The organism is Bacillus sp. BR3(2024), from assembly GCF_039134555.1.
GTDB classification, from domain to species: Bacteria; Bacillota; Bacilli; order Bacillales; family Bacillaceae_G; genus Bacillus_A; species Bacillus_A cereus.
This window is the reverse complement of the sequence record NZ_CP152433.1, coordinates 3,338,218-3,353,913: the sequence shown is the minus strand read 5'-3', so window position 1 is coordinate 3,353,913 and position 15,696 is coordinate 3,338,218. Positions and strand designations below refer to the sequence as shown.

Below are 15,696 nucleotides of genomic sequence, written 5' to 3'. Positions count from 1 at the left end.
AATGTTGATAATAGTTATCAATAATAGTGAGAGGAAGATTAGTGAAATATGTGTTTTTAGTTAGTGTCATAAAAGTTAATGAATTTCTATATTGTATGGCTATAAATCTATCTCTATTTTTGTGAACTAGAAATAATATATTTATATCTTTTAAATGTTTAAGAAGGAGTGGCTGTCTGTATGAAAAAAGCAAAAGAAATAGCTAAATGCGTTGCGGTAGCGTCCGTTATTATGTCTGGATCATTTGGTTTACAAGCAACATCTGCATTTGCAGATTCTAAAGGAACTGTAGAAAATCTTCAAAATGGTGGGAAGGTCTATAATAGTTTTAAAACTACTTATGACATGAAGCAAAATATCAAAAATTCAATAAAGGTTTCTTTTATTGAGGATCCTTACGCAGATAAAAAGATTGCAATTGTTACCACTGATGGTAGTAATATAGATGCTAAATATACAATTAATAGCGGATACTATAACGCAGGTTTAAAATGGCCATCAGCCTATCATACTGAAGCAGAAATAACAAGTGGTGATAGTGCTCAATTCCATAAAGCTGCCCCAGTTAATACAATGACTTCAGCAAAGGTCACTTCGGAGGTAGGGTATACACTTGGTGGAAGTGTTAAAGTAGGAGTAAATGATAAAGGGCCAAATGCCGATGCAAGTATCACAGGTAGCTTTGCTTGGAAAGAAAGTGTATCTTATGATCAAGTAGATTATAAAACGGTATTAGAGACCCACACAGATAAAAAATTAAATTGGAAAGTAGGATTCCAATCATTTAACTTCCCAGAGTGGGGAATTTATAATCGTGATTCATTCAATACTTTCTATGGTAATCAACTATTTATGAAATCACGTAGTTATAATGAAGGAACGAATAATTTTGTTTCAAAAGATACAGTACCAGCTTTAACAGGATATGGTTTTTCTCCAAACGTAGTAGCGGTTATTACTGCTGATAAAACAGAAACTACATCAGATTTAAAAATAACAAATCGTAGAATTTCAGATCAGTACAATATCGAATGGGTAAGTTCAAAATGGTGGGGAACAAATAATAAAGATACATATAATGAATTCTTTACGAACCACTATAAATTAGACTGGAAAAACCATCAAGTTACTCTTGATAACCAAAAAGCCCTTGAAGAACAAATGAATAGTATCAACAGCGTGAATGATAAACTTAACAAAGGAAAAGGGAAATTATCTCTTTCAATGAATGGAAATCAACTTAAAGCTACATCTAGCAATGCTGGTTATGGTATCAGTTACGAAGATAAAAATTGGGGTATCTTTGTAAATGGTGAAAAGGTCTATACTTTTAATGAAAAATCAACTGTAGGCAATATCTCTAATGATATTAACAAATTAAACATTAAAGGACCTTATATCGAGATTAAACAGATCTAGTCAGTAAATGATGGCCGATTGATGGATAATTATCTCATCAATATACGAGTTTATTTTAAATCTGTATAATGTAATGAAAGGACCAAAGTTTATCTATAAAATAGATAAACTTTGGTCCTTATTATTTTTTTGTTTGCACACGAAGTTAAGATAATATTAGATGTTTTTTGTCCAGACTTTCACTCGATTAGAAAAGAGCGTAAAGTATTTGAAAGCTATTGATATTACGCAAGGGGATATTGTTTAAAGTAATCAGAACTTCATCGGTTGTTAAGTTACCACTTTAAATATATAATTAAATTTCATTAAAAAGATACTCTATTCAAATTCCTTATTGGGTTTTTGAAGTGAAATATATACTATTTGAGGTGTGTGAAATGGGGAAATCTCGAGAGCAGACAATGGAAAATATTTTAAAGGCTGCTAAGAAAAAATTTGGAGAGCGTGGCTACGAAGGTACGAGCATACAAGAAATTGCAAAAGAAGCGAAAGTGAATGTTGCTATGGCCTCGTACTATTTTAACGGGAAAGAAAACCTATATTATGAGGTATTTAAGAAATATGGTCTTGCTAATGAGCTACCCAATTTTCTTGAGAAGAATCAATTTGATCCTATCAATGCCCTTAGAGACTATTTAACGGTTTTTACTACACATATAAAAGAGAACCCTGAAATTGGATCATTGGCATATGAGGAGATTATTAAGGAAAGTGCACGATTAGAAAAGATTAAACCGTATTTCATAGGTAATTTTGAACAGTTAAAAGAAATATTACAGGAGGGTGAAAAGCAAGGAGTTTTTCATTTCTTCTCCATAAATCATACGATACATTGGATCACTTCTATTGTTTTATTTCCAAAGTTTAAAAAGTTTATTGATTCTTTAGGGCCAAATGAAACGAATGATACAAATCATGAATGGATGCCAGAAGACTTAGTGGACAGGATTGTTACTGCATTAACAGATAAACCTAAAGTGTAAAATTATAAAGAAGTATAATGTATTCTTTTTATTGAAAAAATACAAACCTTTTGGAAGTGAACCTAGTAGTATTAATTTATAGATTTATATACTTTTATGAAAATAAATGAAGTAAATTCAATTTAATCTTATTTATCTTATAGGGATTATAAGTTATACTAAAAGTAGGTACAAAATGTACCATTTGAAAAAGAGTGCATTGCAAAAAGGAATCCGTAAAGGATTCCTTTTTTGTTTCTTTGAAAATGAAGCAATGTTCTAATAACTAGCAGTCCTTTTTGTATGGACTTACTGAGGTTATAATGAGAAGAAAAAGAACCCTATAGGGCTCTTTTTCAAGGTATATTAACAGTAAAGAGAATCATGAAATGCTACTTCAAATCTTTATTAGGGGAAAGATTTTGAAAAAGTTTAACATGTATTTATTTTTACATAAATGTAAGATGTAGTAAATTGATAATGTTTATACTTACTATTACTAATATTCAATTAAGATGGTTAATACTATTTATATAGTGTTAACTGGTGTATAGTACAGTATACATTTAGAGATTTAATATTAGATTTCATTTGTTAAAAAAGTTAATAGAAATATTATTTCAAATTCTAACTAACATTTAAACGATTTTAATTGAAATTGGTTGTGTATTAACCCTTATAAGCCAATAAAAGTAAATGAAATAAACAAAGACCCTGTAATAAATACAGGGCCGGATACAGGGTTAAGGGAACGCATAGTTTCTTAATATCATAGTAGCATATATTCTTTGTATAGCTACATGAGGATTTTGACAGAATTAAGAACAAGACAGAAAATCTGTAGGAAAGCAAATATAGTGCTGGAAATGTGATTTTAAATTAAGCTATAGGTATATTGAAATGGATGAAAACTCTTGAGTACCATGATTAAATTGCCTTTAATTATGAGGTTTAGGTTAGAGGGATAATTGGATCTTACTGAAAAGAAAAAATGTTTTTTAGATTAAAAGAAGAAAAGACACCTTTTGGGTGTCTTTTCTTTAGGTAAACAGTTCACATATTGCTGAATTAGATACGAAACTATAATTCGACTACGAAGTAAATCCTAACATAATCTGAACAGAAAAAATATGTAATATTACATTTTTAGTTTTTAATTATTTTATTCAATATAGAGAAGCAACGTAAATAAAAGGGCATGCAGTCGTATCTGCAGCCCTTTTTAGGAGGAATTCAAGACACCATTAGGACACGTATTGGTAAACAGGTTCAAAAATAGTATGTGTGAAAAGAAAAAGTCCTATACCAAAAGTAGACAGGACCTTATCTTTTTTAAATTTTAAAAAATGAAATTCTGTCCTTTTGAAATCAGTACAGCACACACTTGGTTTGAAATGAAATTAGAAAAAGTATACATGAAAATGGCAGACAACTATTTTGTTGCCTGCCGGTGCCAGTGGGTTGAATGAGTTAGTCAATTCAATAAATTGTGCTATCCCATTACCAGAAGAGTGAAGCCGCTAGTTCAAACGGCTTAGACATAGTTTGTCTAATAAAGAAAAAATTATGAGTAGAAATTTTGTTTGCTCTATATGAAAAGATAAATAGATATTCATCAGACAAGGATAATTTAGCATATCTTGAATAGGGTGTAGGAACGAATTAAAGAAAGGGATATTTGTTTAGGAAGGGACTGACTCAGGAGTGGGACTTTCGGACAGGGTTTGGGGAGCGGTGATTGCCTTTGGCATTGCGACTAATATCGTTGCTTGTATAATGGCAGTATACATTCAAAAATATGAGCTAATGATAAATCATCTTACAAATATTTTATTTTTAATAATTATCTCTTTAACGTTTATAAAGATGAAAATTAACAGATGGGTGGCTTTAGGATTTACATTAGTTGTAATAGAAAAAGGTATTAAAGCGGGCTATGACTTCTACACACATAATTATTATAGTGTCAGTTGGAGTTTAGCTATTATTGTCTATTGCATATACGAGATGGAAAAGTATCATATTGAAATAAACGAATAGGCGCAACAAAAAGGTGTTAGTAGGTGGAATTCTTTTTAAAATACTATAAAAAAGACACTACAAGAGTGTCTTTTTTTTGAAAATACTCTATAATTAACTTTGGGGAAGGTAATGTTAGAGTATTCGTTTAGCATTATCTTTATATTTGATAAACCATGAAATCGAAAGATTTTGTGGTTTATTTTATGAACAATAGATATTACAGTATTGGCAGTGAACTATTGATCATTTTAAGCATTAGGAAAGAATGGATTAAAAGTCTAACATCGAATAACGGTTCCGGAATATAGTGTTGCGAAATGATCTCCCATATCCCAAACGGTACTTGCCTGTATATAGCCTTTAAAGCCTTCTGAAGAATAATAAATCTCTTTTGGTATACTTTCTTTAGTTTGGAAATGTGCTTTAGAGTACTTTACATAATGGTTTTTAACAACTTTTGCTTCTGGAACAATAGTGTTTTTTTGTTCCAATTTTGGCCTAGCACTAGAAGGTGGTATGAATTTTACAGAATCTTGGTAATTAGTATCTAAGGTGTCAGCTTGTACACTGTGTGACGAAACAAAGGTGCTTAAACTACTTCCCACGACTAAAGTTGCAAATACTAACTTTGAGAATTTTGTTAATCTACTCATTCTATAATCTCCTTTTTATTATTTTGTAAGGTATCTCCTTACACCTCACAGTCTATATCCACTACAAAAGGGTGTACATACATATTGATAGACAAAATTCTACAAAATACCTCATGTTTTGGCGTTTATGTATAATAATCCAATGTATAATAATCTATCAAAAGTAAAAAGGTAGGCATTATATAAAAGAAAATGAATAATTTATGCAGAGTTTGTATATGAAATTATTGTTTAAATATTCTAAAATGAGTTGATAAAGATGTTGGTAGGTTTTTGGGAAAACAAATGATTCCCTAGGTGGAATTTGAAAGAAAGATTCTCTGTTAGAGTTTTTATAAGGGAATTCATTTTCGTAGATTCAAAATGTAAAAATAACTAAAGAATTAAGTAAAAGCACACATTTTAAATAAAAGCTCTGTTAAAAGTAAATGTTGATATTTGAAACCAATTCGAAATCTTAATATAATTTCATAAAAACTAACGTTCGATATGTATTGAGGTTGAGCAAAGCGTTCAGTAATCTATTGAAACATATTCGTGATTTGTCTCATACAGAGAGAGCAAGTGTTTCAATGGGGAAAAAGCTATGTTGAGTCTTTTTTCTCTGTCGGTGGTCGTCTAATCAATGAAATGACGGATGCTTATGATAGTTTGTGTCTAGCAACATTTGTGTATAAACGAATGAATTAAGAAAAGGGTGAAATATTGGATAACTCGAAATGGATGCCTTTAAGTAATGTTGATGATGATGAGGAAATTTGGGCAGGAGCAAGAGTTAGGTTGTACAATGTTGATATGAATAGAGAAGATAAAGAAAATAATTTCTATGAATATATTATTTCTTATATCTACGACAACACTAACTACTTACAACTAACTAATTTAACAACAGGAAAAGCAGGTTATATTATTTGTGTCGTTGAAAAAGAATTACCAAATAATTATGCTTTGGGCAGAACATTAAAGCAAAGAATAGGTTTAGAAAATACCTATTTTAGATTTGAATAATCAACAAATAAGGGAAGCACCAATTCTAAGGTGTCTTCCCTTATTTAATACTTTTTATCAATAATCAATATTAACAGAGCCTAAATAAAAAAGTGAGAAAAATGATAAACATTCTTCTCACTTTCATCAATTAGGGTGGCATATACATAAATATGCGTTTGGGTGGATTTTTGGATGAAAAATCCACATGCATAGTATAACAAAAAAATTATGGCTTTTCGCATGTAATATTGCATATGAAAAATAGTAAAGTTTTAAATTTTAATATCAACAACTTATATATATATGTTACAATGTAATTCTCTAATTTATTTTATTCTCCTATCTAGAATTTATAGTTTAGTGATTCAATAAAACAAAAGTGATTGTAATAAACAGATAAAACGATGAAGTAATACAGTTAGAATGGTTAAAAGGCAGTTAAATATAATTATTAAAGGAATAAATTTACTTAGTTATGTTTTGTGAATTTATTATGGTAAGGATTTCATCTGATTGGAATAGCGCTAAATCAAATTTTTATCCAAACGAATCCAATAATTATTTTTTAAATGAAGTATATGTTGCATCAAGTTTATTTGGAATAATTCGTAGTCTAATAATTGCTGAATCTAGAAAAATAACATATTTGAAAGGAGGACAGATAAAACTCTGTCTGTGAAAAGTAAATCTCTAAATTATAAAGTACGGATAATAGGATTTAATTGTGGTTTCATTTCGAATGGTACAATAAATGAATATGGAAAAGTAAAGGAGAAAAATTTAAATAAACTATATAAGTAGTAAAAATGAAAAGGAGAAGTATCTAGTGTTTAATATAAAAGAAAGATTGGGACAAATAAAGCTTAAAACGAAGTTGTCTATGGCATTTATAGCAATATTAATTATACCAAGCCTTATCGTAGGAGTATCATCTTATAATAAAGCAAAAACAGATCTTAATGAAACAATTCTACAATCAGCAAAAGATAATATAAGTATTTTAGATAAGATTGTTGATGATGAATTAGAAAATAAGCATACAGATATCACTCATTTTGCAAAGGTACTCACACAAGGGGATTATAATCCTGAACAATCGCAAAATGTACAGAATAAATTTGATCAATATATACAGTTACATCCAGAGATAGAAACGATTTATACGGCATCCAGTAACAATCAATTTATTCATGCACCTGTTGGAAAAATACCAGAAGGGTTTAATCCGCTAGAAAGTAGTTGGTATAAGGATGCAGTAAAAGCAGATGGAGAGATTATTGTTTCATCTCCATATAAATCAAAGTCTACAGGAAATATGGTAATTGCAATTGCAAAGCAGAATGCAGATAAAAGTGGTGTCATTGGCGTAGATTTGAATATTAAAGATATCGTAAAAACATCCAAAATGATAAAAATTGGGAAGCAAGGATTTGTATCTATAGTTAGTCAAGATAAAACTATAGTTGTTCATCCATCACTAAAGCCTGGAGAGAAATTAGAGAAAACTTTAGTGGATGAATTGTACAAGACAGAAGATGGAGTAATTACTTATAGCCTCAATGGCGAAGATCGAAACATAAGCTTTAAGACAAATAAAAAAACAGGTTGGAAAATAGCTGGCGTAATGCCTACGAAAGAAATTGAAGAAGCTACCAATCCTATTTTTTATAAAACACTCACTATAATAGGTGCTTCATTATTGTTAGGTGGAATTGTAATTCTATTCATACTCAAATCTATAATTACTCCACTAAGACAATTAGTCATGTCAGCTCAAAGAATTAGTCAAGGAGATTTAACCGAGAAAATAGATATTCGTTCAAAGGATGAACTTGGTCAATTAGGTGGTAGTTTCAATACAATGGCAGAGTCGTTACGTAATATTATTTCTCAAATTAACACATCTGCAGGACATGTAGCTGCGTCTTCTGAGGAACTAACTGCTAGTGTAGAGCAAGCAAGTGTTGCGACAGAACAAATTACAAAAGAGATGGAAGAAATCTCGAACAGTGCAGAGGTTCAAAATAATGAAGTTGAGTCTGGAGCTGAATTAATTGGTGAGGTAACACGAAATATTCAATACGTAGCTGAGAATGCTTCTGAAGTATCGACTTCCTCCATATACACTAAACAAAAAGCAAATGAAGGTGAACAATTAGTAGAACAAACTGTAACACAAATGCAGTCTATCCATCACTCTGTTTCTCAATCAGATAATGTCATAAAATTATTAGATAAGAAATCACAGCAAATTGGCAGTATATTAGAAGCGATTCAAAATATTGCGGAACAAACAAATTTATTAGCATTAAATGCAGCGATTGAAGCAGCAAGAGCTGGGGAACAGGGGAGAGGGTTTGCAATTGTTGCCGATGAAGTTAGGAAGCTAGCAGAGCAATCATCCGAATCTTCGATGGAAATTGGAAGCTTAATTAAGGAAATACAAGCAGACGTACATGAGACTGTAAAAGCTATGAATGAAGTGGGAGTAGAAGTACAGTCGGGAATTAAAGTTGCGAACGATACAAAACAAAGTTTTTATGAGATTTCAAAATCTGCAAATGATATTGTATCAAAAGTGCATGGTATGGTAGAACTATCAAATAAAATGACAACTGATGCAATGAAAGTTGATACATCGATTGATCAAATAGCTATGGCTGTAAAAGAAAATTCTTCAAGTATGCAAACGATAGCTGGTTCATCTGAGGAACAACATGCTTCTATGGAAGAGATAAATTCTTCAGCAATACAATTAGCACAGATGGCGGAAGAACTTCAAGAGTTAATTGGTGGATTTAAGATTTAAGTTGAGATTCTAGGAGAGAATGCTAGAATCTTGTTACAGAGTGGAAATGAAAAATCTTATAACATAGTAAATAAGTATTGTACTCTCTATGCGTATTGAACAAGCAGATAAGCCATTTAAAAACCCTCCATTTGGAGGGTTTTAAATACATGTACATTAAATTTGTGGTGGTGCACCACCATAATCGCCAACACTATATGAAGGAGCAGGATAATGCCCATGAGTAGCAAGCTGATCTGTTTTAGAAAACTGAAAAATTCCCACCGTTAATACCCCAATAAAAGCAATGCTTGATAATAATAAGCTAATTTTTTTCATTATTTTAACACTCCTTTTGCGATTGATTTTTGTCTTGCTTGATAACAAATATGGAAATAGTCACTTACTTTTTGGTGGTTCTCTAATTGTCTACATTTTGTGGCAAATAATTCGGCGTATTCGACAACATATTCCCATAATTCTTCTTCCTCAAAGTATAAGATTCCTTCTTGAATGATTTTTTCTAATTCTTCCAATGGAATATTTTCGTTTAATTTTTTTAAAATAGAGAAGTGGTGTGTATATTCTTCGTTATGAATCTCTCTGCAAATCTGTAGTCCCTTATCAATGAGTTGGCTGGCCGTTGATTGTTCTCCTAACTTATAATGTTCCTTAGCTTGTAGGAAGATGGCCTTGAAGTGTGTAGGGATTTTCTCTGTTACTTCTGAAAGGTGACGAATAGCTAAAGTAGACATACTTTGATCAGAATACAGCCACCCCATAATATTTTTTACGTATAACAAGGAATCTTCTTCCCTATTTTTTTGTAGTAAATCAATTGCACAATGTAGATATTCTTCTGCTTGTTCGTACTGTTTTAAATAGATGCAGCAACCACCTAGCAAACTATTACAAAAGGCTGTTTTTACTTCATAACCTTCGTACTTTGAAAAGATTGCTCTCGATTTATTTGCGTAGTCGATAGAAGCGAGATTGTTATAGGTATGGTGATAGAAAGTAGCAATTCTATAGTAAAATTCAGCATGTTCAATTTCATCTGGTATAGCTACCAATATTTTTTCTGCTAGTTTATAATGTTCCTCTGCCTCAGTATAATTTGATATAAAAGTGGAATGAATGGATTTGAAAAAATGATAATAGAATTGTAGAAATTGATCTGTAGGCATATCATAATCGCTAATAGTATCAAAACTATTTTGTTGAATACCAAGGCTATCTGTTAAGACCTTGTAACGAAATTCGAGTAGTGAATAGTATAGTAACAAATTTTGATCCTGATGTTCTTGATCCGGTTCAATGCTTAACTTATTAATTTTTTCATCAATTTTCTTTTTTAGATTAGTAGCTTTTATAACTTGTTGAGATAGCATAGCTCGATACCAGTCGTTCAATAGAGAGGTTAATTGCTCATTTCCCTTTACTGAAACACTCATAATATACGCCCCCATTTTCTAAAAAAATCCTAATCCAATTTAATTATAAACATCATAACAAAATAGAAGAAAAAATGGAGTGATATTACAATATTTTTCAAGAAAATTCATAAAAAACAATCAATTAGTGTCGAATATACTTAGAATAAAACATCCAAAAATTATCAAAAGATGATATGAGTCTTTGTATGTTCTATCAGGTGAACTTAGAAACTGTGATTGAAGATTTATGAAATTTCCTTTTCTTAAAACGGATCAATTACGTATTAATTTTAAAATTATTTTATCGGATACATATAGTATGTATCAACACCAAATATATAAATCTTGCGTATGTAAATAAGAAGAGAATAAAGAAAACAAAAAAAGAACTTGTAAGAATTCCTACAAGTTCTTTTTTTAGATAATGTAAAAAGGTGAAACAGACTATCTCATTATTTGTAATAGTGAAATTATCTTACTTATGGTTTTGTTTTATAGAAGATGTACTATATTGAAGATTTGTTCTTATTGTTGATTAAAGGCAAATTAAAGACTGGTAGGGAAGAAGTGCATAAAAGAGAAAGCCTTCTTTACTTATTCTGAAAAGATAATTCAAAAAGCAATTTTTGTATAGAATAAGCAATGCATGAATTCATCAACATTGGTGATAATAAATGAGAGAATCAATATATAAGCATGAAATTTAGTGGAATAGCTACAAGAAGGGGATAATTATAAAATTGTTAAAGCTCAGTATAATTCTATATAGTAGATATAATTATCAAAATTTTCATCTTAGTTACTTTTCGGGTAGGATAAGTAGAAGAAAATAGGAAGTTTTTCTTTGAAGAAAGCTCTTTTGACAGGAATAGATTTTTTCATAACTAGAACAAATAAATTAATAATCGCATATACTGTATTGTCGTTAAAGCAAGACATTATTTTCTCAGAACAAGGGAATCACTAGAAAAATACGTGATTCCTTTATTCTTCAATATAATGTCAATAGTTGATTTGAAATAACCGAAGAAATAAAATCTTTGTTAATGGACAATCACATAATTTTAGGTATAGTAGGTTTATAATTTAGACTATAAAAATTAATGTATCTTTTATTATTTTAACTAAGAAGACTCCCTCCATAAGGAACTCACAGCAAGTATGGGTAAGTGGGAGTAGTTCAAAGCATGCAATATTGTTTGATTTGGCTAATACATAGATTTATCATCTCAGAACTGGTGTAAGAATTATAATGTTTATACCATTCTATTGTATTTTCTAAAGTCTGTTGTAGGGACCATTTTGGCTGCCAATTAAGATTGAATTTTGCTTTGCTAATGTCAAGATTTAGTAAATTTGCTTCATGAAAATTTATTGGACCTATATTTTCTGCTGTCCAATCCCCGCAGCCCCAAATATCTAGTAAACTGGTTACTAATTTTTCTACTGGAACAATATTGCTTAGGGATGGCCCGAAGTTCCATGCTCCTGAATAAAGGATACCATTATTTATAATTTTTTCTGTAAGGAGTAAATACCCGCTTAAGGGTTCTAGTACATGTTGCCAGGGTCTAATAGCAGTAGGGTTTCTAATAATAATGTTTTTGTTTGATTCTAATGCTCGTATACAATCAGGAATAATTCTATCTATTGACCAATCACCACCACCAATTACATTACCAGCTCGAACGCTTGCAATTATTTTCTTGTGTTGAGAAAAGTTTTCTTCTGAAAAGTAAGAATTTCGATAGGAAGAAATTAAAAGTTCACAGCATCCTTTGCTTGAGCTATATATGTCATGGCCGCCTATAGGGTCAATTTCACGATAACCCCAAGGCCATTCTTTATTTTCATAGCACTTGTCACTTGTCACCATAATTCCTATTTTAGCTGATTCATGTAATCGAATTGCCTCTAGTACATTCATAGTTCCTACAACGTTTACCTCGTATGTTTCTCTAGGATATTCATATGAATACTTAACTAGAGGTTGGGCAGCTAAATGGAATACAATTTCAGGTTTATAATCTGTAAAAACCTTATTTAATTTATTAAAATCTCTAATGTCTCCACGAATATCAATTATATTATTTTGAAGGTTAGTAATGTTAAAGTTATCATTTTTATTTTTAGGATCTAATGAATATCCGATTACGGTAGCACCTAATTCATTCAACCATAGAGATAACCAAGAACCTTTAAAACCAGTATGTCCAGTAATTAAAATTGTTTTTCCGTAAAAAGCATTATTAAAGTTTTGGTTTAACAATTAGTCCACCTCCTTTAGTACCCTATTTTTAGGGGGTTAGGTATAAATGTTTATTATTTTTATACCAATTAACAGTTTTTATAATTCCTTCTTCAATATTAATTCTAGGTTCCCAGGAAAGAGAGTTTTTTATTTTTTGCACATCTGCTTCAGGAACCCATCTTTCGTTTGTTCTAGAGGAAATTGCACCGTAATTTGGTCTGGAATTGGTTTTCAAATGTTTGAATAATAATTCTACATAATGTTTCAAGGGGTGAATAGTGCCGCTCCCAATATTAAAGATTTCATTTTGTACAGTAGTATTTTCTACTGCTAGGATACAGGCATCTATTACATTTTCTATATAACAATAGTCTCTTAATTGATTACATAAAGTTAAATTTACATCTTTGTTTTGTAATACTCGCAAGATTATATAGCTGAAAATTTTATGCGGCTCTTCGCCTTCTCCGAATATGCCAAAAGGTCTTAATGTTATAAGATTAATATTGTTTTCGCTAGCAATTTGATGGGCGAGTATAGTAGCAGCAGCTTTGGTACTTCCATAGATATCCACAGGAGTTAGTAACATATTTTCATGAATAGGTTCCATCTTGTTACCGTATTCAGAACTACTCCCAAAATTGATGATTTTTTTACAATTCACCAATTTTGCTGCTTGAATAATGTTACAAGTCCCTATAACATTTGTTTCTATAGCATGGATGTAATCTGTATGGGCAGAATTTACACCATAGGCTGCCAGGTGAAAGATATAATCGGGATTAATTTTCTTTATTGCATCTTGTACTTGTTTTTTATCTCGTATATCTATTTCATAGGTTTCAATATATTTTAGAATATCCTTTAGTCTCCAAGAGTTTGATGGTGTTCTTATGAAAAGAACAATTTTTGCTTGTAAATTTAAAAGTCTTCGTGCCAAGTGAGAACCAATAAAACCGTATCCACCAGTAATAAGGAAAGTTTTATTTTTAAATGAAGCAATCATAGTGATAATCTATCCTTTATTAAGATGTATTTTTAGTTGCTGAAATAAATAGATTTATTTTTAAATAAGGAAAGTATCAGTTTTAATTGTGATGAGGGGAGGGGTATTTAAAATGATTTTTTATTGTTGTTGTATCAATTTGGTCAGCAAATAAAGAAGAGGAAGGTTTTTGAAAAGTGTTATGAAGGGTATGACATGTCTTATTCAATTGTTCAATATAAGGAATGTATATATAATCTAAAACTGCTGGAGGTAATTCTAAAGTTTCGTGTTTCCATAAATCGAACTCATTTGGATTAATAATTTGCATACTTCCAAAATGAAAAGCTATTAATTCATCTTGATCAATAAAAACTTTATTATCTGTTTTGGATATAGAACTGCTATTTAAAATGACATTCCAAGGTGCTGCATCAATACCTCTATGAGTCATGATTTTTATATTAGAAAAGATGTTAGGAATGTGATTTAAATATTTTTGATCACCCCATCTATCCATTTCAACATCATAATGATTATTACAATATTCTAGGCATTTATCTTTCCACCATGTTAAAATTTCTTTACTATTTTGATCGTTTTTGAAGCCTACTAAACCAGCTTGGTATATACCGTGTATGCTTTCAATTTCAGTAGAGCTTCTTTGAGGGCAAAGGAATACAGAGTATTTCCACCACTCATCAAGAATGATATTAGGTGCTGTAAAGAAATACATATCAGCATCACAATATATAATGTGATCAACTTCCGGATAAAGACTAAGGACATGTAGACATAGGGGTGCTTTTAATGTCCAACAATATTCTTGTAAACTTCTATCATTTTTTATACTGAGGAGTTCATGATTTTCAATATCTTTTACCGGAATTAGGATGGCGTGCTTTAATTTTAATTTCTCTAATATTTGATAAGTTAAATCATCCATACAACAGATCCATACAGTAAATTTAGCGTTGAAATTTTCTAAGGAATAATAAGAGGTCAATCCTTGAATTAATCGTTCTTTACTTATAATCATGGAAAAGTTCATAAAATGATTGGATTGATTCATTTTTCTTCTTAATTGTGAATCTTTATATAAAGTTTGAGCTTTATTTATATCTTTTTTACTTAAAAATTGTTTAGTACCTTTATTGAATTTATCCTTTAATTGCTTTAAAATAAATTGAATTCTCTCTAAATACGGAGTGTAAATATGGTTTAATATATTATTGGGTATTGAAATTTCTCCCAAAGACCAAAGATCAAAATCATTTTCAGTAAAGATAGTAATACATGCAAAATGGTAAACAACTAGTTTGTCGTTTTCAATAAATATATCGTTTTTAGTCTTGTCAATTTTATAATCGTTATTATATATACAGTTCCAAGGCGCAGCATTTATACCTAAGTTATTTGAAATTTTTACTTTTGGAAAATAAATAGGGATATAATCTAAATACTTTTGGTCGCCAAATTTTCCCTCCTCAGCCTCGGCACTGCACCAATCTATACATTTATTTTTCCACCATCTTACACTTTTTAGTCCATAGAGGTCATTCTTAAATCCAATTAGACCAGCCTGATATTTTCCATACATTTTTTCTACCCAATCCCGATCTCTTTGGGGGGTTAGGAAAATAGAATGGTCACCCCATTCCTCAAAAATAATATTAGGGTCAGAGAAAAAACATAAATCACCATCACAATATAGAATAGATGGTAAATCATAATTGACCAATAAATATTCTATCAAGACAGATTTTAAAGTCCAACAATATTCATTTACTTTTCTTTTTCTCTTAATTGCTTTTAGTTCACGATCTTCTAATTCTTCAACTTGTAAAAGGTTTACATTAATTAAACTCATTTCTTTTAATAGTGAATATGCAAAAGGATCTATACAACAAATCCACAATGTGAATTTTTCTGAGTACTGCATTAATGATTGCTGTAAAGCAATAATTTTCAAGACATACTCACTACCTACAATGACGCAGAAATGATTATTTAGATTATGTTGTTGATTATAGAATTGGGGATTAATTCTTTTTTGAGTATTTTTTTTGGAGAGATTTGAAGCTTTAATTCCTGTTGAAAGTGGGTTAACTATTTTCTCATTAGAGGGGATGTACAATCGAGGTAAACTTATTTTTTTATCATTAGAGTTCAATGCTTATTCAGTCCTCT

The 15,696-nt window shown here is 30.4% G+C and carries 11 protein-coding genes and 1 pseudogene; 6 read left to right on the top strand and 6 right to left on the bottom strand.

What is annotated here, in order from left to right; translation table 11 throughout:
- Positions 1 to 180 precede the first annotated feature (180 nt).
- The 3 genes from hlyII (at position 181) to V7S45_RS17210 (ending at position 4,421) form a co-directional block, all read left to right on the top strand.
- Complete coding sequence (gene hlyII / locus V7S45_RS17220; protein WP_000709367.1) at positions 181 to 1,419, top strand: hemolysin II HlyII; 1,239 nt, start codon at positions 181 to 183, stop codon at positions 1,417 to 1,419.
- Positions 1,420 to 1,796: 377 nt separating this feature from the next.
- Positions 1,797 to 2,402, top strand: a complete 606-nt coding sequence (gene hlyIIR, locus V7S45_RS17215; protein WP_000520484.1) for a hemolysin II regulator HlyIIR — start codon at positions 1,797 to 1,799, stop codon at positions 2,400 to 2,402.
- A gap of 1,683 nt (positions 2,403 to 4,085) precedes the next feature.
- Complete coding sequence (locus V7S45_RS17210) at positions 4,086 to 4,421, top strand: hypothetical protein (protein WP_000524431.1); 336 nt, start codon at positions 4,086 to 4,088, stop codon at positions 4,419 to 4,421.
- A 260-nt stretch (positions 4,422 to 4,681) separates the two neighbouring features.
- On the opposite strand, the gene V7S45_RS17205 is transcribed toward V7S45_RS17210, so the two are convergent.
- Positions 4,682 to 5,056: a hypothetical protein gene (locus V7S45_RS17205; protein ID WP_000088971.1), complete on the bottom strand. Its 375-nt coding sequence runs from the start codon at positions 5,054 to 5,056 to the stop codon at positions 4,682 to 4,684.
- Between the two features lie 500 nt (positions 5,057 to 5,556).
- Between V7S45_RS17205 and V7S45_RS17200 the strand changes: the two are divergent.
- The 3 genes and pseudogenes from V7S45_RS17200 to V7S45_RS17190 form a co-directional block, all read left to right on the top strand.
- Positions 5,557 to 5,695, top strand: a pseudogene (locus V7S45_RS17200) (IS1595 family transposase); the annotation flags it as partial.
- Between the two features lie 84 nt (positions 5,696 to 5,779).
- Positions 5,780 to 6,064: a hypothetical protein gene (locus tag V7S45_RS17195; RefSeq protein ID WP_002041583.1), complete on the top strand. Its 285-nt coding sequence runs from the start codon at positions 5,780 to 5,782 to the stop codon at positions 6,062 to 6,064.
- Between the two features lie 808 nt (positions 6,065 to 6,872).
- On the top strand, positions 6,873 to 8,855 hold the full coding sequence (locus V7S45_RS17190; RefSeq protein WP_025687841.1) for a methyl-accepting chemotaxis protein: 1,983 nt from the start codon (positions 6,873 to 6,875) through the stop codon (positions 8,853 to 8,855).
- Between the two features lie 156 nt (positions 8,856 to 9,011).
- On the opposite strand, the gene V7S45_RS17185 is transcribed toward V7S45_RS17190, so the two are convergent.
- From V7S45_RS17185 to V7S45_RS17165, 5 genes are all read right to left on the bottom strand, one after another.
- Positions 9,012 to 9,173 carry a hypothetical protein gene (locus V7S45_RS17185; RefSeq protein ID WP_000724116.1) on the bottom strand — a complete coding sequence of 54 codons (162 nt, stop codon included), beginning with the start codon at positions 9,171 to 9,173 and terminating at the stop codon, positions 9,012 to 9,014.
- The gene (locus tag V7S45_RS17180) at positions 9,173 to 10,288 is read right to left on the bottom strand and encodes a Rap family tetratricopeptide repeat protein (RefSeq protein ID WP_000116952.1); all 1,116 of its coding nucleotides are present in this window, start codon (positions 10,286 to 10,288) and stop codon (positions 9,173 to 9,175) included. Before V7S45_RS17180 ends, V7S45_RS17185 begins: the two co-directional genes overlap by 1 nt.
- Positions 10,289 to 11,450: 1,162 nt before the next feature.
- Entirely contained in the window at positions 11,451 to 12,539 is a 1,089-nt protein-coding gene (gene rfbG / locus V7S45_RS17175) for a CDP-glucose 4,6-dehydratase (protein ID WP_000934342.1), read from the bottom strand.
- A gap of 28 nt (positions 12,540 to 12,567) precedes the next feature.
- The gene (locus V7S45_RS17170; protein WP_000561952.1) at positions 12,568 to 13,527 is read right to left on the bottom strand and encodes an NAD(P)-dependent oxidoreductase; all 960 of its coding nucleotides are present in this window, start codon (positions 13,525 to 13,527) and stop codon (positions 12,568 to 12,570) included.
- An 82-nt stretch (positions 13,528 to 13,609) separates the two neighbouring features.
- The gene (locus V7S45_RS17165) at positions 13,610 to 15,679 is read right to left on the bottom strand and encodes a hypothetical protein (RefSeq protein WP_001087532.1); all 2,070 of its coding nucleotides are present in this window, start codon (positions 15,677 to 15,679) and stop codon (positions 13,610 to 13,612) included.
- Between the last annotated feature and the right edge of the window lie 17 nt (positions 15,680 to 15,696).

Excerpts from the sequence above, each read along its gene's own strand:
- V7S45_RS17170 (WP_000561952.1), bottom strand. The coding sequence starts at position 13,527 with ATGATTGCTTCATTTAAAAATAAAACTTTCCTTATTACTGGTGGATAC.
- V7S45_RS17205 (WP_000088971.1), bottom strand. The coding sequence starts at position 5,056 with ATGAGTAGATTAACAAAATTCTCAAAGTTAGTATTTGCAACTTTAGTC.
- hlyII (WP_000709367.1), top strand. The coding sequence starts at position 181 with ATGAAAAAAGCAAAAGAAATAGCTAAATGCGTTGCGGTAGCGTCCGTT.
- V7S45_RS17195 (WP_002041583.1), top strand. The coding sequence starts at position 5,780 with ATGCCTTTAAGTAATGTTGATGATGATGAGGAAATTTGGGCAGGAGCA.
- hlyIIR (WP_000520484.1), top strand. The coding sequence starts at position 1,797 with ATGGGGAAATCTCGAGAGCAGACAATGGAAAATATTTTAAAGGCTGCT.
- V7S45_RS17180 (WP_000116952.1), bottom strand. The coding sequence starts at position 10,288 with ATGAGTGTTTCAGTAAAGGGAAATGAGCAATTAACCTCTCTATTGAAC.
- V7S45_RS17185 (WP_000724116.1), bottom strand. The coding sequence starts at position 9,173 with ATGAAAAAAATTAGCTTATTATTATCAAGCATTGCTTTTATTGGGGTA.